The organism is Streptomyces sp. NPDC052016, assembly GCF_044548445.1.
Classification (GTDB): domain Bacteria; phylum Actinomycetota; class Actinomycetes; order Streptomycetales; family Streptomycetaceae; genus Streptomyces.
In genome coordinates this window covers 169,932-191,815 of record NZ_JBIUBX010000011.1, presented here as the reverse complement: position 1 = coordinate 191,815, position 21,884 = coordinate 169,932, and the positions used below count along the sequence as shown (strand labels likewise).

Annotated in this window: 14 protein-coding genes; 4 read left to right on the top strand and 10 right to left on the bottom strand. The window is 74.4% G+C overall.

What is annotated here, in order from left to right; all coding sequences use genetic code 11:
* Positions 1–10: 10 nt before the first annotated feature.
* Together purH and purN are read right to left on the bottom strand one after the other, a co-directional pair.
* Complete coding sequence (gene purH, locus ACIHAR_RS16165) at positions 11–1,618, bottom strand: bifunctional phosphoribosylaminoimidazolecarboxamide formyltransferase/IMP cyclohydrolase (RefSeq protein ID WP_400019854.1); 1,608 nt, start codon at positions 1,616–1,618, stop codon at positions 11–13.
* On the bottom strand, positions 1,615–2,253 hold the full coding sequence (gene purN / locus ACIHAR_RS16160) for a phosphoribosylglycinamide formyltransferase (protein WP_365461820.1): 639 nt from the start codon (positions 2,251–2,253) through the stop codon (positions 1,615–1,617). Before purN ends, purH begins: the two co-directional genes overlap by 4 nt.
* A gap of 267 nt (positions 2,254–2,520) precedes the next feature.
* Between purN and ACIHAR_RS16155 the strand changes: the two genes are divergently transcribed.
* Positions 2,521–3,315, top strand: coding sequence for a hypothetical protein (locus ACIHAR_RS16155; RefSeq protein ID WP_365461822.1), 795 nt, complete (start codon positions 2,521–2,523; stop codon positions 3,313–3,315).
* A 176-nt stretch (positions 3,316–3,491) separates the two neighbouring features.
* Here the strand turns inward: ACIHAR_RS16155 and ACIHAR_RS16150 are convergent, their stop codons facing one another.
* Positions 3,492–5,126, bottom strand: coding sequence for a DUF6350 family protein (locus ACIHAR_RS16150; protein WP_400019851.1), 1,635 nt, complete (start codon positions 5,124–5,126; stop codon positions 3,492–3,494).
* 96 nt (positions 5,127–5,222) lie between these two features.
* Between ACIHAR_RS16150 and ACIHAR_RS16145 the strand changes: the two genes are divergently transcribed.
* Positions 5,223–6,623 (top strand): sigma factor-like helix-turn-helix DNA-binding protein, encoded by a 1,401-nt coding sequence (locus ACIHAR_RS16145; protein WP_400019849.1) that lies wholly within the window; start codon positions 5,223–5,225, stop codon positions 6,621–6,623.
* 196 nt (positions 6,624–6,819) lie between these two features.
* Here the strand turns inward: ACIHAR_RS16145 and sucD are convergent, their stop codons facing one another.
* From sucD to ACIHAR_RS16110, 7 genes are all read right to left on the bottom strand, one after another.
* Complete coding sequence (gene sucD, locus ACIHAR_RS16140) at positions 6,820–7,704, bottom strand: succinate--CoA ligase subunit alpha (RefSeq protein WP_365461828.1); 885 nt, start codon at positions 7,702–7,704, stop codon at positions 6,820–6,822.
* Between the two features lie 27 nt (positions 7,705–7,731).
* Positions 7,732–8,913 carry an ADP-forming succinate--CoA ligase subunit beta gene (gene sucC / locus ACIHAR_RS16135; protein ID WP_365461830.1) on the bottom strand — a complete coding sequence of 394 codons (1,182 nt, stop codon included), beginning with the start codon at positions 8,911–8,913 and terminating at the stop codon, positions 7,732–7,734.
* A gap of 550 nt (positions 8,914–9,463) precedes the next feature.
* Positions 9,464–11,320, bottom strand: coding sequence for a hypothetical protein (locus ACIHAR_RS16130; protein ID WP_400019846.1), 1,857 nt, complete (start codon positions 11,318–11,320; stop codon positions 9,464–9,466).
* A gap of 140 nt (positions 11,321–11,460) precedes the next feature.
* On the bottom strand, positions 11,461–12,345 hold the full coding sequence (locus ACIHAR_RS16125; RefSeq protein ID WP_365461833.1) for a hypothetical protein: 885 nt from the start codon (positions 12,343–12,345) through the stop codon (positions 11,461–11,463).
* Between the two features lie 141 nt (positions 12,346–12,486).
* Positions 12,487–13,674, bottom strand: coding sequence for a VWA domain-containing protein (locus ACIHAR_RS16120; protein WP_365461920.1), 1,188 nt, complete (start codon positions 13,672–13,674; stop codon positions 12,487–12,489).
* A 275-nt stretch (positions 13,675–13,949) separates the two neighbouring features.
* Positions 13,950–16,406 carry a DUF5682 family protein gene (locus ACIHAR_RS16115; RefSeq protein ID WP_400019917.1) on the bottom strand — a complete coding sequence of 819 codons (2,457 nt, stop codon included), beginning with the start codon at positions 16,404–16,406 and terminating at the stop codon, positions 13,950–13,952.
* Positions 16,407–16,881: 475 nt separating this feature from the next.
* A complete protein-coding gene (locus ACIHAR_RS16110) occupies positions 16,882–18,012 on the bottom strand; it encodes an AAA family ATPase (protein WP_400019844.1) in 1,131 nt (376 codons plus the stop codon).
* Between the two features lie 237 nt (positions 18,013–18,249).
* Between ACIHAR_RS16110 and ACIHAR_RS16105 the strand changes: the two genes are divergently transcribed.
* Positions 18,250–19,605: an SWIM zinc finger family protein gene (locus ACIHAR_RS16105; RefSeq protein WP_400019842.1), complete on the top strand. Its 1,356-nt coding sequence runs from the start codon at positions 18,250–18,252 to the stop codon at positions 19,603–19,605.
* Positions 19,606–19,825: 220 nt separating this feature from the next.
* Positions 19,826–21,487 (top strand): DUF5691 domain-containing protein, encoded by a 1,662-nt coding sequence (locus ACIHAR_RS16100; RefSeq protein WP_400019840.1) that lies wholly within the window; start codon positions 19,826–19,828, stop codon positions 21,485–21,487.
* Positions 21,488–21,884: the final 397 nt, after the last annotated feature.

The window sequence follows — 21,884 nt, the reverse complement described above, 5'->3', positions numbered from 1 at the left end:
CGTGTGCGGCTCAGTGGAAGAAGTGGCGCGTCCCGGTGAAGTACATCGTGATGCCGGCCTTCTGCGCGGCCTCGACGACCAGTTCGTCGCGGACCGAGCCGCCCGGCTGCACGATGGCCTTGATCCCGGCGGCGGCGAGGACGTCGATGTTGTCCGGGAAGGGGAAGAAGGCGTCCGAGGCGGCGTACGAGCCGCGGGCCCGCTCCTCCCCGGCACGCTCCACCGCCAGCTTGCAGGAGTCGACCCGGTTGACCTGCCCCATGCCGACGCCGACGGAGGCGCCGTCCTTGGCCAGCAGGATCGCGTTGGACTTCACGGCCCGGCAGGCCTTCCAGGCGAAGGCCAGCTCGGCCAGTTCCGCCGGGCTCAGCGCCTCACCGGTGGCCAGGGTCCAGTTGGCCGGGTCGTCGCCGTCGGCCTGGAGACGGTCGGTGACCTGGAGCAGCGCACCGCCGTCGACGGCCTTGACCTCGACCGGGTTGGCCGGGGCGCCCGGGGCCTTCAGCACGCGGATGTTCTTCTTCTTGGCGAGGGCCTCCAGGGCGCCGTCCTCGTAGTCGGGCGCGACGATGACCTCGGTGAAGATCTCGGCGACCTGCTCCGCCATCTCCTTGCTGACCGGCCGGTTGACGGCGATCACGCCGCCGAACGCCGACAGCGGGTCGCAGGCGTGCGCCTTGCGGTGCGCCTCGGCGACGTCCGCGCCGATCGCGATGCCGCAGGGGTTGGCGTGCTTGATGATCGCGACGGCCGGCTCGTCGTGGTCGTACGCGGCACGGCGCGCGGCGTCCGTGTCCGTGTAGTTGTTGTACGACATCTCCTTGCCGTGCAGCTGCTCGGCCTCGGCGAGGCCGCCGCCCGCCGCGGCGGAGCCGCTGATGGATGCCGTGTCGACGTAGAGGGCCGCGGGCTGGTGCGGGTTTTCGCCGTAGCGGAGGGTGTTCTTGCGCTCCCAGGTGGCGCCGAGGAAGTCGGGGAACCGCGACTCGTCGACGGGCGCGTAGGTGGAGGCGAACCAGGAGGCGACGGCCACGTCGTAGGCGGCCGTGTGCCGGAAGGCCTCGGCGGCCAGGCGCTTGCGGGCGGCCAGGTCGAAACCGCCGGACTTGACCGCGGCGAGGACGTCGTCGTAGCGGGCCGGGCTGGTCACCACGGCCACGGAGGGGTGGTTCTTGGCGGCGGCGCGCACCATGGAGGGCCCGCCGATGTCGATCTGCTCGACGCACTCGTCGGGCGAGGCACCGGAGGCGACGGTCTCGCGGAACGGGTACAGGTTGACCACGACGAGGTCGAACGGCTCGACGCCGAGCTCCTCCAGCTGCCGCTGGTGCTCGGGGAGCCGCAGGTCGGCGAGGATGCCGGCGTGGACCTTGGGGTGCAGGGTCTTGACCCGGCCGTCGAGGCACTCGGGGAAGCCGGTGAGCTCCTCGACCTTGGTGACGGGGACGCCGGCGGCGGCGATACGGGCGGCGGTGGAGCCGGTGGAGACGAGGTCCACGCCGGCCTCGTGCAGCCCGCGCGCGAGCTCCTCGAGCCCGGTCTTGTCGTAGACGCTGACGAGCGCGCGACGGATGGCCCGCTGGGTGGTCTCGGCCGTGACAGTGCTGTCGGCGGTCACTGGATAACTACCTTTCGTCCCTCAATGCGATAGCCGTTGCGGGCGATCCGCCCCACGACCTCGACGAGCAGCCTTCGCTCGACTTCCTTGATGCGCTCGTGCAGAGCGCTCTCGTCGTCCTCGTCCCGGACCTCGACCACGCCCTGCGCGATGATCGGCCCGGTGTCGACGCCGTCGTCGACGAAGTGGACGGTGCAACCGGTGACCTTGGCGCCGTACGCGAGGGCGTCACGGACGCCGTGGGCGCCGGGAAAACTGGGGAGGAGCGCGGGGTGGGTGTTGACGAACCGCCCGCCGAACCGCGCCAGGAACTCCTTGCCCACGATCTTCATGAACCCGGCGGAGACGACGAGGTCGGGGCGGTGGGCGGCGACGGCCTCGGCGAGGGCGAGGTCCCACTCCTCACGCGTCCCGTGGTCCTTGACCTTGCACACGAAGGTCGGGATCCCGGCGCGCTCGGCCCGGGCGAGGCCCTCGATGCCCTCGCGGTCGGCTCCGACGGCCACGATCTCGGCGCCGTAGGCCTCGGCTCCGGTGGCGGCGATCTCGTCGAGCAGCGCCTGAAGGTTCGTACCGGATCCGGAGACCAGGACGACGAGGCGCTTGGCCGGCTCGGCCACGGGCTTGGCGGCCACGGCGGGGCCCTTTCTCGGGAGTGCGTTTGTGCGGTCGTACGAATGCTTCGCGCCCCCTGATACGGGGAAGTCTACGAAGCGGCCGACCGCCAGCAACGATACCGGCACACGGGGCGGCCCCCTCGGGACGGGGGCGTGGCCGGAAGGTAGCGTCTGAGGCGAGCGGGCTCGGGAACGCGGTCGTCACACGGAACGTTCTCGAAGTGTCCGCCCACACCAGACAGCCGTGAACACCGTTGTGATCACCTAGGGGAAGACGCTCACTTGATGCCGGACCGCAGTCTGCGACTCCTCACGCTCCCCCCGCAGTCACCGCAGGGAGGGGAGCGCGGCGCCGTGCTGCTGCGGGAGCGCCCAGCCTCCCCGCCCGACGCGCCCTCGGGCCGCGAGAACGGCGACGAGCGGGGCGGTGCCCCCCACTCCCAGGACGACAACCCCTTCGCCCCGCCGCCGGAGGGCGCCCCGGACCGCCCGTGGCAGCCCCGTCACCCGGCCCCGGGGTCCCGTGCGGGCGACGGCGAGTCCGGCGGCGGTCAGGGCGGCGAATCCCCCTGGGGCAGCCAGTGGAGCGACCGCCAGCCCGGCCGCTCCCCCGGCGGCTTCGGCGAGCGCCCCGGCGGCGGCCCTGAAGGCGGCCCCGGCGGCCCGGCCCCCACGGCCCGCTGGGACCCGACGGACCCCTCCCAGCGCCGCGCGCGGTATGCGCTGCTGTGCGGTATGTGGGCCTTCTTCTTCGCCCTCTTCGGCTGGCCGTACGTGGCCCTGCTGCTCGGCGCCCTGGCCCTCCACTGGGGCATCAGCGCCCTCCGTGCCAAGCCCCGCACCCCCGACCCGAACACCCCGCCCGTGGCCGGGAACGGGGGCCGCCCGCAGACGACGGCCGCCATCAGCGGCCTGGTCACGGCGTCCCTGGCCCTGTCCCTGGTCGCGGTGACCTTCACCGCGCAGTTGGTCTACCGGGACTACTACACCTGCACGAACGACGCGCTGACGAACGAGGCGAAGCAGGCCTGCAGCGATCTGCTGCCGAAGGAGCTGCGGGGAGTCCTGGGGGGTCAGTGACCGAGGGCCGCGTCGGCTGGTCCGGCGCGCCCGGGTCCGGGGGTGTCCGCGTCCCCGGCGGTTACAGGACGAACGAGCGCAGCGGGGCGAGGCGGGCGGCTTGGGACTGCCGACGCCGGCCGGGTCGGCGGGGTGGGCGCACGACAACGGGGCGGCCGGGGCGCGCCTCTCGATGATCACTGCGTCCCCCGCTTCGCCTGCTCCGTGACCTCCCCCTCCTTCTCCCCCTCACCATCACCGGCGGTCTCTTCGGTCCCTTCCTCCCCCGCCTCCCGCAACGCCGCCCACCGGACCTCGCGTGCCTCTTCGCCGTACCAGCTCGCGCCCGTGACGTCCGCGTCGTACGGCTCGCAGCCGAAGTCCCCCTCCTTCGACTCGGCCTCGTGGGCGAGGTCCCACTCCGCGGGTACGGGGTCCGCGACAGGACCGGGCGCGGGCGGCGATACCGGCACCGGAGCCGGAGCCGGAGCCGGGACACTCGCCGGCGCCGGCACGCCCTCCCCCGCGCGTCGTGCCGACCTCCGGCCCCACCACGCCCGCGTCCCCAGAACCACCGGCACGCCCACCCCCGCGACCCACAGGGCCACCGCAGCTCCCAGTTGCCACCCCACCGGCCCGAAGCGGGACAGCACCGCCACCCCCAGCGGTCCACCCGCCAGCGCCCCGAGCACCCCCATCAACCCCCCGGACCCGACCGCGGCCAGCAGCACCACGCCCACCGCCCACCACCGCGACCGGCCCGCGGCCGCCCGCGCCACGAACACCCCCACCGTCGCCGCCGCCACCACCGGGACCACCCCGACCGCCGCCCAGTACCACGGCCCCCCGCCCCCCGCTTCCGGCACCGCCGCGAGCAGCGGGAACGGCGGCAGCGTCGGCGCGGGGTCCGACAACAACGGCCGCACCGCGTGCCCGGCACCGAGGACGAACCCCGGACCCACCGCATACGCGGCTCCCCACACCGCCGCGTTGGGCACCAGCGCCAGACACAGCAGCAGCACCGCGAACCGGCCCGACCACCCATCCGTGAGCTGCACGAAGGCCCCACGCGCCGCCCCGACGTGCCACACCGAGGACACCGCCACCAGCAACGCCCCACCCCCGACGAGCACCGCCGCCCCGGCCACCGCCGCCCGCGCCCCCACCCCGGCCCACTCCCGTTCCTGCACCGCGAGGACCAGGCGCCGAGCCCACCGCGGCAGGACCAGCAGCACGCCGCCGGACGGTCCGCGCGGCCGCCCGTACGCCGTCCACACCCCCACGCCGGCGGCCCCCACCGCGACGGTCGGCAGACAGAGCACCGTCCACTCCCACGAGGGCCGCAGCGCGCCCCCCGCCGCATAGACCGCGGCGCCCACCCCGACGGCGAGGTACCCGAGCACGACGCCCACCCACGCCGTCCGCACGCCCACCAGCGGAGCGTCCACCGGAACGTCCTCCTCCACGCCCCCGTACACGGCGTCCCGGGCGGCCCGGTGCACCAGCCAGACCGGCAGGGCGAGCAGCAGCAAGGGGGTGACACCGACCGGTGCGGGCACCCCGGAGAGCGTGTCGACGCGCACCAGTTCCGCGCCGTGCGCCAGCAGCCACATCGCGGCGGCGACGTGCAGCGCACCACCCGGACCGCTGTCGGGATACGGCGAACTGATCCACAGCACGATCACGAGCACGGCGAACGAGGCGAGCCCCAGCCCGGCCGCCAGCACCCCGCTCAGGAGGCTGGCGCCCAGTCCGGGCGAGCGGTCGCGCATCCGGCCGAGCAGAAGGGACAACGACGGTCGGCGAGCGGTCATCTGGATCACGCTCGTCATGCTCCCAACGACACGCGCCTTTCCCCCGTAACAGGAGAAGTTCCGCTGTGTCGCTCAATATATGCTTATGTGCTTTTTCGTAGGGAGGGGCATCCGGTGACACACGACTCCGACACCCCGCTCCCGCCGCCCAGGGAACGCCGACGCCTGCGTGAGGCGGGCTCGCTGACCCAGGCTCAGCTCGCCGCCCGGCTGGGCGTCAGCCGGGACGTGGTGCGCGCGTGGGAGACCGGCCGCAGGGCTCCCCGGGGTGGGGCGCGGGAGGCGTACGCGCAACTCCTGGCCTCACTGGCGCGCCTGGTGGGGGAACCGGAGATGACGGTCCGTCCGGAGAAGCAGACCCGGGAAGACGCGCCCGACGGCGTCACCTCCGCCGCCCAACCGGCCGAAAGGGGCACAGCCGTACCGACGGAAGCCGCGACGGAAGCGGTGACAGCGACCGGACCACTCGACGGCACCACACCCCTGCCGGCGACAAGGCCGGGCTACCGCACCACACCCCCGCCGGCGACAAGGCCGGGCTACCGCACCACACCCCCGCCGGCGACAAGGCCGGTCGGCAGCACCGCACCGCTGCCCGTGGCCACGTCGGTCGACAGCGCCGCTTCCCTGCCGGCGGCCACGCGACCGGACGCGGCCACGCCGCCGGCCGCGGCCTTGGCACCGTCCGCACCTGAGCGTCCCTCGCCCCTGCGCCCCCACCTGACTCCCGCTCAGGCCTTCGACGCCCTCTACGCCTACTGCGTCCCCGCCCTCGTGCGCCAGGCCTACCTCCTCACCGGCCGCCGGGAGCTCGCGCGAGAGTCGGTCGAGCAGGCCTTCCAACTCGCCTGGCAGCGCTGGCCCGAGGTGGCCGTCGACCCCGACCCGGCGAGCTGGGTGCGGGCGGCGGCGTACGAGTACGCCCTCTCCCCCTGGCACCAGTTCCGCCCCCGATACCGCCACCCCGAACCGCCGCCCGCCGCCGCCTCCGACCGCGCGTTGCTGGACGCGCTGCTGGCCCTCCCACCGCCCTACCGCCGCACCCTCCTGCTGTACGACGGGGTCGGCCTCGACCTGCCGGAGACGGCGGCCGAGACGGAGGCCAGCACGCCCGCGGCCGCGCGCCGCCTGCTGCACGCCCGTGAGATGGTCGCCGCCCGCCTCCCTACCCTGGCCGACCCGGCCGAACTGCACCGCCGGCTGGCACAGATGGCCTCCGCGGAACGCCTCCGTGCCGCGAAGCCGCCCACCGTACGCATGAACAGCGAGCGCCGCGCCCGCTTCTGGACCCGTGCGGCCATCGCCTTCACGGCCGCCCTCATCGGCGTGACCTCCCTGAGCGTCTACACGGCCCCCACCAGGTACGAGCCCCCGGTGCCCCCGGGCGAGACGGTACGGGGGGTGCCTCCGAAGGCGGCTCCGGGCCCGTTGTCGGACGCGGAACTGTCACTGCGGGCGAAGCTGCGCTCGGAGACCGCCCACGGGCCGGAAAGGCTGCTGCCGCAGGCCCGGTGAGACGGGAGGGTCCGCTGCCGGAAGCCCGGTGGAACGGGCGGCACACCGACGACACCGGCGACACCACCGCCGGCTGCCCCGGTGCCCCGGCACCCCGGCGCCCCGGCTCGGCCGCGGTCGGCGCGGGCACGCGAAAACGCCGGTGGGCCCGCCCCCCGGTCGAGGGAACGGGCCCACCGGCGTTCAGCCAGGGAACTCAGCCGGCCAGGATCTCCCGCGCCAGCTTCGCCGTCTCGGTGGGCGTCTTGCCGACCTTGACGCCGGCGGCCTCGAGGGCCTCCTTCTTCGCCTGGGCCGTACCGGACGAACCGGAGACGATGGCACCCGCGTGGCCCATCGTCTTGCCCTCGGGCGCCGTGAAGCCCGCGACGTAGCCGACGACCGGCTTGGTCACGTTCTCCTTGATGAAGGCCGCGGCCCGCTCCTCCGCGTCGCCGCCGATCTCGCCGATCATGACGATCAGGTCGGTCTCGGGGTCGTCCTGGAAGGCCTTGAGGGCGTCGATGTGCGTGGTGCCGATGATCGGGTCACCACCGATGCCGACGGCCGTCGAGAAGCCGATGTCACGCAGCTCGTACATCATCTGGTACGTCAGCGTGCCGGACTTCGAGACCAGGCCGATGCGGCCCGGCTTGGTGATGTCGCCCGGGATGATGCCGACGTTGGACTGGCCCGGGGTGATGATGCCGGGGCAGTTCGGGCCGATGATGCGGGTCTTGTTGCCCTTCTTGCCGGCGTACGCCCAGAAGGCGGCCGTGTCGTGCACGGCGATGCCCTCGGTGATCACGACGGCCAGCGGGATCTCGGCGTCGATGGCCTCGACGACCGCGTCCTTGGTGAACTTCTCCGGCACGAAGATGACGGAGACGTTGGCGCCGGTGGCCTCGATGGCCTCCTTGACGGTGCCGAAGACCGGTACCTCGGTGCCGTCGAAGTCCACGGTGGTGCCCGCCTTGCGCGGGTTCACGCCGCCCACGACGTTGGTGCCGTCGCCGAGCATGAGCTTGGTGTGCTTCATGCCGGTGGCGCCGGTCATGCCCTGGACGATGACCTTGCTGTCCTTGTTGAGCCAGATAGCCATGGTTGTTGGTGTCCTCGTCCTAGGTGCTTACTTGGCGGCTGCGGCCAGCTCGGCGGCCTTGTCGGCCGCGCCGTCCATGGTGTCGACGCGCTGGACCAGGGGGTGGTTGGCGTCGGTGAGGATCTGCCGGCCCAGCTCGGCGTTGTTGCCGTCGAGGCGGACGACGAGCGGCTTGGTGACCTCCTCGCCGCGGTCCTCCAGCAGCTTCAGGGCCTGCACGATGCCGTTGGCGACCTCGTCGCAGGCGGTGATGCCGCCGAAGACGTTGACGAAGACGGAGCGGACGTCCGGGTCGCCGAGGATGATCTCGAGACCGTTCGCCATGACCTGCGCGGAGGCGCCGCCGCCGATGTCGAGGAAGTTGGCGGGCTTGACGTTGCCGTGCTTCTCACCGGCGTACGCGACGACGTCCAGGGTGCTCATCACGAGACCCGCGCCGTTGCCGATGATGCCGACCTCACCGTCGAGCTTGACGTAGTTGAGGTTCTTCTCCTTGGCGGCGGCCTCGAGCGGGTTGGCCGCGGCCTTGTCGTGGAGCTCCTCGTACTCGGGGTGACGGAACTCGGCGTTGTCGTCGAGCGACACCTTGCCGTCGAGGGCGAGGACGTCACCGGAGGCGACCTTCGCGAGCGGGTTGACCTCGACGAGGAGGGCGTCCGACTTGATGAAGGTGTCCCACAGCTTGACGAGGACGTTCACGACCTTGTCGGCGACCTCGGCCGGGAACTTGGCGGCCTCGACGATCTCGCGGGCCTTGGCCTCGTCCACGCCGTCGATCGGGTCGATCGGCGTCTTGGCGACGGCCTCCGGGCGGGTGGCCGCCACCTCCTCGATCTCCATGCCGCCCTCGACGGAGGCGATGGAGAGGAAGGTGCGGTTGGCACGGTCGAGGAGGAAGGAGACGTAGTACTCCTCGACGATCTCCGGAGCGGTCTCGGCGATCATCACCTTGTGGACCGTGTGGCCCTTGATGTCCATGCCGAGGATGTCCGTCGCGCGGGCGACGGCCTCGTCCGGGGTGGCGGCCAGCTTGACGCCACCGGCCTTGCCGCGACCACCGACCTTCACCTGCGCCTTGACGACGGACTTGCCGCCCAGACGCTCGGTGATCTCGCGCGCCGCCTCAGGCGTGTCGATGACTTCACCGGCCAGCACCGGTACATCGTGCTTGGCGAAGAGGTCCCTCGCCTGGTACTCGAACAGGTCCACGCGCTTCCGTCCCTATCAGTGATCTCGCGGTTCGTTGGATGCGTGGGCGTGCCGCGAAGGGCAACGTGACGACCGCATGTGTCACAGGGGAAGCGCACACGGTGTCCGAGCGCGCGGCATGTCCGTCTCGCAGGTTATCGCTGCTTCCGGGAGCCCTCTAAATCGCGAGTCACACCTGAGCGGTGATACCTGTCACATGATGCCGGGATCACTGGCACCCCGTGCCGCAGGTGAGGGGCCTCACCGGGCTGGGGTTGACCCGGTGAGACCCCGTGAGCAGCCCCGAAGGGGCTCGGGGCGGATCGTCCTCACCCCAATGAGGACGATCCGGCCCCTTCCGCCGGGCCTACGGCCGGACGTGTCCGACGGCTTTCGGCCGTCCGGGGCCTTCGGCCCGGCGGAGGCATGCTCCCGTGCACCCATTGGGCGCGCGGGGAGGGCGCGCGGTTCCGCACGACTCCGGTGCCGCCGTTCACGGCACCGGTGCGGATCCTGGCCCGAGTGTGGTGGGCATCCGGCGAAAACGGTCCGGACTCGGCACGGTCCGGCTTCAGACGCGGTGGTTCGCGGCCGTGGCGCCCGCGTTCTGCACGGAGGCGGGGGCGACCGCCTCGGCGATGCCGGTGACGCCGGTGACGGCGTGTCCGGCCAGCGGCTGGGCCGTCGATCCGACGGTGCCCGTCAGGTCGTGGGCGAAGGCCGTCGCCGAGCCGGTCAGGTCCTGCGTGACGGAGGTGACGGGGGCCGTCACACCGTGAGCGAAGCCGCCGACGGTGCCGGTGGTGTCGTGGGCGAACCCGTCGGCTGCGCCGTTGACGTCGTGGGCGAAGCCGCCGGCGAAGCCGGTCACGTCCTGGGTGAAGGGACCGACAGGGGCCGTCACCTGCTGGGCGAAGGGGGCGACGGGAGCCGTCACCTCCTGGGCGAGGGAGACGACAGGAGCCGTCACCTCGTGGGCGAAGGGGACGACAGGAGCCGTCACGTCACCCGCGAAGCCGTCGACCGTGCCGGTCACGCCGTACGCGAAGCCGCCGACCGTGCCGGTCACCCCGTGGGCGAAGCCGTCGACGCTGCCGGTCACGCCGTGCGCGAGGTGGTCGACCGTGTCGGTCAGGCCATGCGTGAGGCTGCCCGCGGTGCCGGTCACCCCCTGTGCGAAGAAGCCCGCGTCGCCGCCGACTCCGTACGCCAGCGCCCCGGCGTCCGCGACCGCCTGGCCGGCGACCGGCACGGCGCCCCGCACGGCGGTGTGCGCGACGGGCGGCAGGACGGCCTCGGTGGTGTCGTGGGCGACCTCGCCGACCAGCCCGGTGGCATACGGCGGAACGTCCGCCACGACACCGCCGACGACCGGCCGCAGGCCCTGCACGGCACCGTCCGCGATCGTCCGGACGTCGGCGACCGCCCCCTGGGCCAGCGCGGTCGCCGCGCCCACGGCGTGCCCGGCGGCGGGGGCGACACCCGCCACCGCCCGCCCCGCGACCGGGGTGACCCCGTGCACCGCGTCGGTGGCGATGGGCAGCACCCCCTGCACGGCGGAGCCGGCCACCGGCGGGACGACCGCGGCGGCCGTCTCCTCGACGACCGGCGTGACCGTCCCGGGGACGGCCCCGACGGTGCCGAGGACGTGGGCCGGAACGGCGGACACCGTGCCCTGCGCCGCACTCGCACCGACGCCGGCCGCGGTCGTGGCGGTCCCGCCCACAGCCGCCGCACGGCCCTCGGCTCCCGACACCGCGCCCCCCACGCCCGCGGCCGTACGGCCCGCGCCCACGGCCACGTGCTGCGCCTTCGTCCGTACGACGCCGTCGACGCCCTGCGCCTGCGTACGCGCCGCCGTCTGGGCGCCCGCGAGCTTCGTCTGGGCCGCGGCGAGCGCCTTCTCGAGCTCCGGGGCGAAGGCGCAGAGGGGGCCGAAGAGGTAGTCGACGGCGTTCCCGTCCGTCGGGTCGGCCGGGGTGGCGGCGCCGGAGGCGGCGGTGGCCACCGTGCCGGTGGTCCGGGCGGTGGCGGCCTCGGCCGCGGACGCCGCCTGGGAACGGGCCTTCACCTCGGCCTCGGCGGTGGCGGCCCGCGCCGCCCGGGCGCCCTGGATGGCCTCCGCACCGCGGATCCTGGACTCCGCCGCCTTGCCGGGGACCTTGGCGGTCCGGGCGACGCCGTCAACGGCGCCGGTGGCGGTGACGTCGGAGACTGGGTCGCCCGTGAGGCCGGAGACGGTGTCCGTGAGCGTGGTGGAGACGGTGTCCGTGACCGCGCCGAGCGTGTCGTCGGCCCCGGCGGTCGCGTCCGGCAGGGTGAGGGACGAGGCGGGCAGTTCGTCGGCGCCGGCCGCGGTCGAGCCGAGGGCCCAGGCACCGGTGACACCGGCGGCTATGACGATGGAACGACGGATGTTCTTGTTCATGCGTACGTCAGATCCTTAGAGGTTCCGAGACTTCGGAAGGTTTGGGGACGATCCCGGCGCCGGAGAGGGGAGGGGCTCCGGGCGGGCGGGCAGACCTGTGTCCGCCCCCGCGCGGCAGGTCTACGGGGGGAAGGTCTGCCCTAGCCGGGGAAGACGGGAATGTCCCGGTACCTGTCCTGCGTCTCGGCCGCGTCGGTACCCACGGCTCCGCCGGGCACCAGCCGCAGCGGCACGTGGTCGTACGGCGTGACGGCGTGCGCGTCACCATGGCGCGGCGAACCGCTGTCGGCCACCGGGGCGTTGCCCAGTGCGCCGTGGGGCCCCTCGGCGGGCGCCCGGTGCGCGGGCGCCTGACCCAGGTGCGCGGCCCGGTGGTCGTCGCCGTGTCCCACCGCAGCACCCGCCTCGGCCGTGCCCATGGCACCCCGCGGCCCGTACGGCGACGTGACCGCCGCGACGGCGGTTCCGTGCCGGTCCGGGGACGGCGTGACGGCGGAGCCCGGCTCGGGAGTCGACGCTCCCGGCGCCGGCAGCGTCCCGCCCTGCTGCTCCCCGGGAAGCGTCGGCAGGGAGGGCAGCGACGGCAGTTCCGGCGCGTCCGGCAGTTCCGGGAAGGAAGGCAGCGAGGGCAGCGACGGCCGCGTCGGCACACTCGACAGCGGCACGGACGGCGAGGCCACGGACGGCACGTCCACCTGCGCCTCGGCCAGTTCTTCGGTCACCGCCGCCACGAGCTCACCGGTCGACCGCACGACCTTGGCGCCCACGGGAATCGAGGGCGTCGGCGGAGCGGTCCCGGCCTCGGCGCCTGCGTTGGCGTCGGTCGCCGTCGGTGCCGGGAGCGACAGCTGCGGAGGGGAGGCCGTCGGTGCCGAGGCCCCGTCAGCCGCCTGCGCCTGCCCGCCGAAGAGGATCCCGAGCGCGAACAACCCGCCCACCAGGAGCACGCCGTGCAGCGCACGCCGCCCGGCCGCCGAGCGCAGGACGCGCAGAGCGGCACCGGAGAGAGCGGCGGGCCAGGCCAAGAGGGAGGATCCTCCCGTGTGACGAACGAGCTGAAGCGAGGCGTCGATCCTTGCACGGGACTCCGGAGGTTGCGCAAGCCCCCCTTACCGATGGGTAGTCATGTCCCGTTTGGCGCTGGTCTGTCCACAAGTCGTCGTGTGTCATCCGCGCTCGTGTGCCCCTGCCCCTACTCCCCCCTCGGGCACGGGCAGCGGACGTCTCTCGATCGCGGCGGCCATCACCTCCGGGAACAGGTCGGGCGTGCAGGCGAACGCCGGCGCGCCGAGCGCCGCGAGCGCGGCCGCGTGCTCACGGTCGTAGGCGGGCGCCCCTTCGTCCGACAGCGCGAGCAGCGCCACGAACTGCACCCCCGACGCCTTCATCGCCGCGACCCGCTTCAGCATCTCGTTCCGTATGCCTCCCTCGTACAAGTCGCTGATCAGCACCACCACGGTGTCCGCGGGTCGGGTGATCCGCGACTGGCAGTACGCCAGCGCCCGGTTGATGTCGGTGCCGCCGCCGAGTTGCGTGCCGAACAGGACGTCGACCGGGTCGTCGAGCTGGTCGGTGAGGTCGGCGACCGCCGTGTCGAAGACGACGAGCCGGGTGCTGATCGACCGCATGGAGGCCAGTACGGCTCCGAACACGGAGCCGTACACCACGGACGCCGCCATCGACCCCGACTGGTCGACGCAGAGGATCACCTCCTTCTTCACGGACCGCGACGCCCGGCCGTACCCCACCAGCCGCTCCGGCACGACCGTGCGGTGCTCGGGGAGGTAGTGCTTGAGGTTGGCGGCGATCGTGCGGTGCCAGTCGATGTCCCGATGGCGCGGGCGGGTGACGCGGGCGCTGCGGTCGAGGGCGCCGGTCAGGGTGGACCGGGTGCGGGTGGCCAGCCGCTTCTCCAGGTCTTCGACGACCCTGCGCACGACGGCCCGTGCCGTCTCCTTCGTCGTTTCCGGCATCGCCTTGTTGAGCGAGATCAGCGTGCCGACGAGGTGCACGTCCGCCTCGACCGCCTCCAGCATCTCCGGCTCCAGCAGCAGCGTGGCCAGCCCGAGCCGGTCGATGGCGTCCCGCTGCATGACCTGCACCACCGAGGAAGGGAAGTACGTGCGGATGTCCCCGAGCCAGCGCGCCACCGACGGCGCGGACGCCCCGAGCCCCGCCGAACGGTCCCGTCCCGTCCGCGGTCCCTCCCGCTTTCCGTAGAGCGCGGCGAGCGTCCCGTCCATGGCGGCGTCCCGCCCGGACAGCGCACACCCGGTGCCGTCCGCCTCGTCACCGCCGAGCACGAGCCGCCAGCGCCGCAGCCGCTCCTGGCCCACGTCCGCCGGCCCGGGCATTCCTGCCGTCCCTGCCACCCCGGCGGTTCCGTTGCTCGCGGTGATCTTGGTGCCCGCGGCGGTCTCGGTGCTCTCCGCGGGGCCGGTCCTACCCGCGGGCGCGGGCCTCCCGGCCGTCTCGGTCGCGCCGGTGGCGTCGGAGGCGTCGGAGGCGTCGGAGGCGTCGGAGGCGTCGGAGGCGTCGGAGGCCCTTATCGCCCTGCTGGAACCGGTGGGCTGGGTGGTCCCGGTAGGCCCGGTGCCACCGGGCCAGGTCGCGCCGGTCGACTCGATGGTCATCCGTCCACCTCCAGAAGGTCGTTGTCGTCCCGCACTTGCCCGGCCGTGTCCAGCCCCAGCAGCAACCGCACCACGGGCAGAACGGCGTCCGCGCGTCCCGCGTCGGGTTCGGCCGCGAAACCGGGTCTCACGAAGCCCGCCCCCACCGCGCTCCCCCGCTCCCCTGGCCCGCGCCGCACCAGCTCCCCGAGCGTTCTGCGCACCCCCGCCTCGTACGCCGAGAACGTCCGCCGCAGCAGCGGCAGTACGTCCGTGAACGCCTCCGCCGACAGCCCTGTCAGCCACCCGTCGACCAAGCCGAGCAGCCGCTCGTCGTGGACCAGGAGCAGCCCGCCACCGGAGCCGCTGCCGACGAAGCCCTCGATCCAGGCGGCCGCCTCCCCCGGCGGCGTACCCGGCGACAGGGCCAGCCCCATGAGCCGGGCGGCCTCGTCGCCCTTCAGCTCCCCCTCGTCCAGCAGCAGCCGCACGGCCCGCCCCCGGATGACACCGGCCACGGCGTCCCGCAAGGACAGCACCCGGAGGACACCCCGCCAACGTCCCCGCAGGTCGCCGTGGCGTCGGGCGGAGGTGTGCTGCGGGCCCTCTCCCGGACCGAGCGCCTCCGCCAGCAACGCCACCGCCCCGTGCACCGCCTCCACATGGCCCCGCATCTCGTCGGCCGCGTCGGCGTCCAGCGCGGCGCAGGCCGGGGGCAGGCCGACGAAGACCCGCTCGGCGAGGCCCGCGGCGACGTCGGCCAGCGCACCGGTGTCGGTGCCGCGCACGTCGCCGTAGCGGAGGGAGCGGACCAGGGCGGGCAGCGCCTGGGCGAGGTGGCCGACGTCCGTGTCGAGCGCCGCGCGGTCGGCGAGGACCCGCATCACCGTCGGCAACGCGTCCGGCACACCGGCCAGGAGGCAGCGCTCGGCGAGCGCGGTCACCTCGGCGAGGCCGCGCGCACCGACGGCGTCCGCCTCCGCCTTCGCGGTCGCGGCGGCGAGCACCGTCGTCCCCCACACACCGGCCTCGGCCACCCGCACGGACAACTCCGGCTCCCAGCGCAGCCGCCACGTCTCCCGGAACGTGCCGGTGCTGCCCCGCGAGGCCGTCGGCTCCCCCCACCCGACGTGCAGCAGCCGCAGCCGGTGCAGGAGTCTGCTGCGCTCGGCATCGGTCTCCTTGCGCAGGTCGAACTCCATCTCCCGCTCCCGCGCCTCCGGCTTGAGCCGCAGCCGGCGCTGCAGCCGGTCCAGGTCGCGCTGCAACGGCACCGCGGGCGCGGAGGGCGGCACCTCCCCCAGCACGTCCCCGACCACCAGCCGGTCGTGCACCAGCGCCAGCGGCACGTCCGAGCCCTCGCACAACACCGCCCGTGCGGCGTCCGTCGTCTCACTCAGACCGGGCAGCGGCCGGCCGCGCAGCGCGGCGAGCGTCTCGGCCAGCCGTACCGCCTCGATGACGTGCGCCGGGGACACGATCCGGTCCTCCTCGCGCAACAGACCCGCCACCTTGGTCAGCCACCGCTCGACCGGCCGGTCCGGGGCGGCGAACAGATGCCCGTACCAGCCCGGCGACTCGATCCCGGCGCCGTACCCCCCGGCCCTCGCCAGCCTGCGGTACGTCCACGGCACCCACGTCAGGTCGGCCTTGACCTTGGGCAGCCCCTTCAGCAGCGCCCGGTCGGCGGCCACGGTGGTCCTCCGCCGCAGCGCGGGTACATGCCACGCCCCGCACACCACGGCCACGCCCCCGTCGCCGAACTCCCGCTGCGCCGCCCGCACCTGGAGCCGCATGTACGCCTCACGCACGGAGTCCCGGTCGCTGCCCGCGTCGCCGTACGTCTCCCGCAGGACCTCCATGGCCTCCTCGAGCGCGGCGAAGGGCGCGAACGGGTCCCGCCGCCCCCCGCCCCGGTGTTCGACGACGTCCTCCCACCAGCGCTCGGGGTCGTCGTAGCCGGCGGCGTCGGCGAGGGCGGCGAGCGGGTCGACGCGCAGCCCGTCGACCGACGGCTCCCCCTTGCCCCCGTCTCCTTCCCTGCCCCCGTCTCCTCCGCTGCCCCCGTCTCCTCCCTGGTCCTGTTCTACTCGCTCGTCGGCCCCAACCCCCTTGTCCCCGGCCAGCGTGTGGGTGGCCGGCAGGTCGATGAAGCGGGCCGGAACCCCGTGTTCCAGGGCCCAGCGGATCGCGACCCACTCCGGCGAGAACTCGGCCATCGGCCAGAACGCCGAGCGTCCGGGCTCGTCCACGGCGTGCGCCAGGAGCGCGACCGGCGGCCGCATGTCCTCGTCGGCGGCCAGCGGGATCAGCGCGTCGGCCTCCGACGGCCCCTCGATCAACACGACCCGCGGCCGCGCCTCCTCCAACGCCCCCCGAACGGCCCGGGCCGACCCCGGCCCGTGGTGCCGCACCCCCAGCAACAGGACCCGCCCCGCTGCACTCCCGCGACCATCGGACGGCACCGCGCCCATCCCCCTTCCGCCCGGCTCCCCGGCGCCCACCCCGAGGGAACCCCCGCCCCACTCGCCGTCCGGGCCGCCGGCACCTCGACGACCGCTTCCGCCGAAGCCGACGGCCCCGGCGCTCCGGCTACCGCTCCCCTCGGCACCGACGACCTCCGCGTTCCGAGCGCCAGCTCCCCCGTCGCCCTCCGCGCCCTCCGCGCCCTCCGCGCCCTCCGCGCCCGCGAGCATCCGGCCGCCGTCCCCCTCACCGTCCGCACCTCGCGGGCCCACGCCGACGCTCCCCCCGGGCACCCGGCCGCCGGCCCGCACCCCGCCCGTCATCCCGTTCCCCTTCGCCCACGGGTCCCCGTCCCGACGCGCCCGCCGGTTCCCGACCCGCCCCGCCTGCGGGTCCACGTCGAGTCGCCGTCCCCCTGTGGCGCGCACCGCGCCGACCCGTGCGCCACCGGCCGGTACTCCCCCTGCCCACCCTCGATACCGCTCACGCGCTCACCTCCCGGCAGGCCCGGTAGAAGTCCGTCCAGCCGTCCCGCTCGCGGACCACCGCCTCGAGGTACTCCTGCCACACCACCCGATCGGCGGCCGGGTCGCGGACGACGGCGCCGAGGATGCCCGCGGCGACGTCGCCCGGTCGCAGCACGCCGTCCCCGAAGTGCGCCGCCAGGGCGAGCCCGTTGGTGACGACGGAGATCGCCTCCGCCGTCGACAGGGTGGCGCTCGGCGACTTCACCTTCGTCCGACCGTCGGACGTGATCCCGTCGCGCAGCTCACGGAAGACGGTCACCACGCGGCGGATCTCGTCGATGCCGTCGGGTCCGGCCGGAAGCTCCAGGGAGCGGCCGATCTGCTCGACGCGCCGCGCCACGATGTCGACCTCGGCCTCGACGCTCTCCGGCAGCGGCAGCACCACCGTGTTGAACCGGCGGCGCAGCGCGCTGGACAACTCGTTGACCCCGCGGTCACGGTCGTTGGCCGTCGCGATGAGGTTGAAGCCGCGGACGGCCTGCACCTCCTGCCCCAACTCCGGTATCGGCAGCGTCTTCTCCGACAGGATGGTGATGAGGGTGTCCTGCACGTCGGCCGGAACACGGGTCAGCTCCTCGACCCGTGCCGTCATCCCCTCCGCCATGGCCCGCATGACCGGGCTGGGCACGAGCGCGTCCCGGCTCGGCCCGTGCGCGAGCAGCTGTGCGTAGTTCCAGCCGTAGCGGATCGCCTCCTCCGGGGTCCCCGCCGTGCCCTGCACCAGCAGGGTGGAGTCGCCGCTGACGGCCGCGGCGAGGTGCTCGGAGACCCAGGTCTTGGCGGTGCCGGGCACGCCGAGCAGCAGCAGGGCCCGGTCGGTGGCGAGCGTGGTGACGGCGACCTCCACGATGCGGCGCGGGCCGACGTACTTCGGTGTGATCACGGTGCCGTCCGGCAGGGTGCCGCCGAGGAGGTACGTGGCGACCGCCCACGGCGACAGCTTCCAGCGGGCCGGGCGCGGGCGGTCGTCCTGAGCGGCCAGCGCGGCCAGCTCGTCGGCGAAGGCGTCCTCGGCGTGCGGCCGCAGCGCCTCCACGGGCTGCTTCACATTCGGTTCCACGGACGTCGGGTCGACGGGCACAGACATGGCTGAGGCCCCCTCCAGCTCGGCCGGTTCGGATCTGGTGTCCACGGTGCACCACGCCACTGACAATCCGTCCCGACCTGCGCAAACGCCCGAACCGGCGATCGCCGGGACGCCTGCGGAACCGCCTGCCGGCCTTCGGCCCCGACGCTTTCCGGCCTCATGCCCTGCCTCGTGCCCTGCGTGGTGCCCCGCCGCTCGCCGGGCCGATTGTCAGTGGGTGGATCTACCTTCGAGGGCATGACTCAGCAGGGGGTGCGCTGGACCGCGGACCAGGTGCTGGCACTGGCACCTGACGCCGCGTCACGCAAGGCGGGAAGCAGGCTCGGCGTGGCCGGTCCGTGGTCCGGGACGGGGAGTTCGGACGAGGGGGCGGTGTGGGGGCTGTGCAAGGGCAGCGGCAGCAGGCCGTATCAGACGGTCGTCGACGTCGCGGACGGCTCGGCACCGGCGTACACGTGCAGTTGTCCGAGCCGCAAGTTCCCGTGCAAGCACGCGCTCGGTCTGCTGTTGCTGTGGTCCGGTGGGGAGCGGGCGGTGCCGGTGGGGGAGACGCCGGACTGGGCCGAGGAGTGGATCGCGGGGCGGCGCGGGCGCACGCGGGAGAAACGGGGGGCGGGCGCGCCTGGTTCCGGGCCCGGCTCCGCCGATCCGGAGGCGGCCCGCCGGAGAGCGGAGCGCCGCGCCGAGCGGATCACGGCGGGAGCGACGGAGCTGGAGCAGCGGTTGACCGACCTCCTGCGCTCCGGCCTGGCCACGGCCGAGCAGGCGGGCTACGGGATGTGGGAGGAGACGGCGGCCCGCATGGTCGATGCCCAGGCCCCGGGACTGGCGGCGCGCGTCAGGGAGTTGGGGTCGATCCCGTCGTCCGGCCCCGGCTGGCCGGTGCGCCTGCTGGAGGAGTGCGCGCTGCTGCACCTCCTCGACCAGGGCTGGCTGCACCGCGACGGTCTGCCGGACGCCCTGGCGGCGACGGTCCGCACCCGCATCGGCCTGCCCGCCTCACCGGACGGGCCGCCTCTGCGCGACGACTGGCTGGTCCTCGCCCAGTACGACACCGCCGACGCGAAACTGACGACCCGCCGCATCTGGCTCCACGGCACGACCTCCCACCACACGGCCCTCCTCCTCTCCTACGGCGCCGCCGGCCGCGTGCCCGAACTGGCCCTGCCGGTCGGTCTGGCCGTGGACGCGGAGATGTCCGCCTATCCGGGCGCCGGGCAGCGCCGGGTGTCCCTGGGCGAGCAGTTCGCCCCGCCCGCCCCCACGGGCATCCGCCCACCAGGGGTGACGACAGCCGAGGCGGCCGCCCGCTACGGCGCCGCGCTGCGCGACGACCCGTGGCTGGACTCCGTCCCGGTCACCCTGGACGACGTCATACCCGCCCCCGACGGCGACTCCTGGCAGCTGGCGGACGCCGGAGGGGACACCGCCCTCCCGATCAGCCCGTCCGCGGCCTCACGCCCCGGCCTGTGGCGCCTGGTCGCCCTGTCGGGCGGCACCCCGGTCAAGGTCTTCGGCGAGTGCGGCCACCGCGGCTTCACACCACTGACGGCATGGCCGACGGGCCGAGGGAAGGCGGTACGCCTGTGCTGACCGGCGCACTTCACCCCCGTCGGCCCCTCCGGGGCACCCGGGCCCGCCCACTCGAAAGAGCTCACCCGCTCAAGAGGACTCACCGGTACAAGAGGGCTCACCCACTCCAGAGGGCTCCCTGGCAGGGCTCACCCACTCGACAGAGCTCACTCACCCCTGGCGACACACCCCACCCAGAACACCCGAGGGACGCCACCCCCACAGGACGGAAGGGAAACCCATGAACGGCACCTCGGCTGCCGCCGCCCCGCCGCCCGCCTACGAGGACCTGGTCACCGCCGCCCTCCTCGGCACCGACCGGCGTACGCCCGCGGGCGTGACCCCCGGCCGGGACGCACCCGCGGCCCTGCTCGACGCGGCGGCCGCCGAAACCGTACGGCGCCGGGCCGGCCTGCGTCCCGGGCGGGCCGCGCCCCGGCCGGAGCCGGCGCCCGAGGACCCGCGCCCGGAGCTGCCCGCCGCCGCGGCCCGCAGACTCGCCCTGCTGCTGGCCGACCGCCCCGGCACCGGCGGAGGCGGCCGCAGGGGCACCGCACCGGATCTCATGGAACTGCTGCCCCAGTGGCTGGCGACGGCGAACGCCCGCGGCTTCGCCGCCCCCGCCGAGACCCTCCCCGCGCTGCTCGACGCGGCCCGGGGCCGGACGGACCTGCGCCCGGCGGCCCTACAGTTCGCGGGTCCCCGCGCCTTGTGGCTGGCCCGGCTCAACCCGGACTGGCGCTTCGCCCTGCGCTCGACCCCGGGCTCGGGCGCGTCGCTGCCGGGCCCGGAGGAGACCGACCGGATCGACCTGCTCTGGCAGGAGGGCCTGTTCGCCGAGCGGGTGGCGCTCCTGGCGGTGATACGCGCCCGTGAGCCGGACGCCGCCCGTGAGTTGCTCGCCGCCACCTGGTCGACGGAGCGGGCCGAGGACCGGCTGATGTTCCTCGACTCGCTGCGCACCGGACTCGGGCCCCGGGACGAGCCGTTCCTGGAGGAGGCCCTGGCCGACCGCAGCCGCAACGTCCGGGCCACGGCCGCCGAATTGTTGTCGGCGCTGCCCGGCTCGGCGCTCGCCGCGCGGATGGCGGTGCGGGCCGGCGCGTGCGTGGCCGTCGACCACACGCGGACCACGCCGACGCTCGTCGTCGAGGCGCCGCACGAGTGCGACGCGGGCATGGAGCGCGACGGCGTCGTGCCCAAGGCGCCCTCCGGCCGCGGCGAGCGGTCCTGGTGGTTCGGCCAGCTGGTGGAGGCGGCCCCACTTGCCTCCTGGCCGGCACGGCTGGGCGGCCGTACGCCGGCGGAGATCGTCGCCCTGCCGGTGGCCGACGACTGGCAGAGCGAACTGCACGCGGCCTGGTGCCGGGCCGCCGTACGGCAGCGGGACGCCGACTGGTCGCGGGCGCTGCTGGGGGTGCCGTCCGCGCCCGAGGCGGGCGGACCGGGCGCGGTCTCCCTCGCCGAGCGGGCCAAGCTGCTCGGCACCCTGCCGACGGACGAGCGTGCCGAGTGGGTGGCCGGGTTCATCGCGGCGCACGGCCTGTCCGAGGCGTTCCAACTGCTCGGGGTCTGCGCCGTGCCGTGGGCCGCCCCGCTCGGCAGAGCAGTGGTGGACGCGCTCAACATCGCCCGTGACGCGGGGAGTTACCCGTGGAGCTTCAGCGGGGTGATGGGCCTGGCCGAACGCTGTCTCGACCCGGCCGAGGCAGGGCGCCTCGACGGCCTGCTGGCGGTACCGGACGAACCGGAGGACGCGTCGCCGGGGGCCGGCGGCTACTGGGCGGAGGCGTTCCAGCGGCTGGGCACGACCCTGCGCTTGCGGGCGGTGATGGCCGAGGAGTTCGGGCCTGCCCCGGTCAGCCCCGTCCACGTCGGGCCTGCCCCGATCAGCCCCGTCTAGATCGGGCCTGCGTGGGGAGGGCCCGCGTGGAGGCCTCTGTTCGCCGGACCTGCCGGCCGGCCACCGCCGATTCCCCGGTTGCGACCCTTCCGCCGCTACTAGCCCGTCGGGGCCCCAGCCCGTCGGGGATCTCAGCCCGCCCGGCTTTCGAGAAAGTAACCCGTTCGGGCTACAGGTGGCCTACGGGACGGCAGCCCCGGGAGACGGCCACCCGGACCAGCCCCGCACGACCCCAGCGCGGGCCCGGGACCAGGCCCCGCACGCCCCAGCTCTGGCCCAGAACGGCCCGCACGGTCCCGGCGCCGCCCCTGGACCAGTCCGAGCACGCCCCGGACCAGCCCAGCACCGCCCCGAGACCGCCTCAGGAGGAATGACCCCAGACCGCCCGCGCGACCCT

What these genes read in the sequence shown, in the direction of transcription:
- ACIHAR_RS16155 (WP_365461822.1), top strand. Translation starts at nt 2,521, where the DNA reads ATGCCGGACCGCAGTCTGCGACTCCTCACGCTCCCCCCGCAGTCACCG.
- ACIHAR_RS16150 (WP_400019851.1), bottom strand. Translation starts at nt 5,126, where the DNA reads ATGACGAGCGTGATCCAGATGACCGCTCGCCGACCGTCGTTGTCCCTT.
- sucD (WP_365461828.1), bottom strand. Translation starts at nt 7,704, where the DNA reads ATGGCTATCTGGCTCAACAAGGACAGCAAGGTCATCGTCCAGGGCATG.
- ACIHAR_RS16130 (WP_400019846.1), bottom strand. Translation starts at nt 11,320, where the DNA reads ATGAACAAGAACATCCGTCGTTCCATCGTCATAGCCGCCGGTGTCACC.
- ACIHAR_RS16120 (WP_365461920.1), bottom strand. Translation starts at nt 13,674, where the DNA reads ATGCCCGGGCCGGCGGACGTGGGCCAGGAGCGGCTGCGGCGCTGGCGG.
- ACIHAR_RS16115 (WP_400019917.1), bottom strand. Translation starts at nt 16,406, where the DNA reads ATGGGCGCGGTGCCGTCCGATGGTCGCGGGAGTGCAGCGGGGCGGGTC.
- ACIHAR_RS16110 (WP_400019844.1), bottom strand. Translation starts at nt 18,012, where the DNA reads ATGTCTGTGCCCGTCGACCCGACGTCCGTGGAACCGAATGTGAAGCAG.
- ACIHAR_RS16105 (WP_400019842.1), top strand. Translation starts at nt 18,250, where the DNA reads ATGACTCAGCAGGGGGTGCGCTGGACCGCGGACCAGGTGCTGGCACTG.
- ACIHAR_RS16100 (WP_400019840.1), top strand. Translation starts at nt 19,826, where the DNA reads ATGAACGGCACCTCGGCTGCCGCCGCCCCGCCGCCCGCCTACGAGGAC.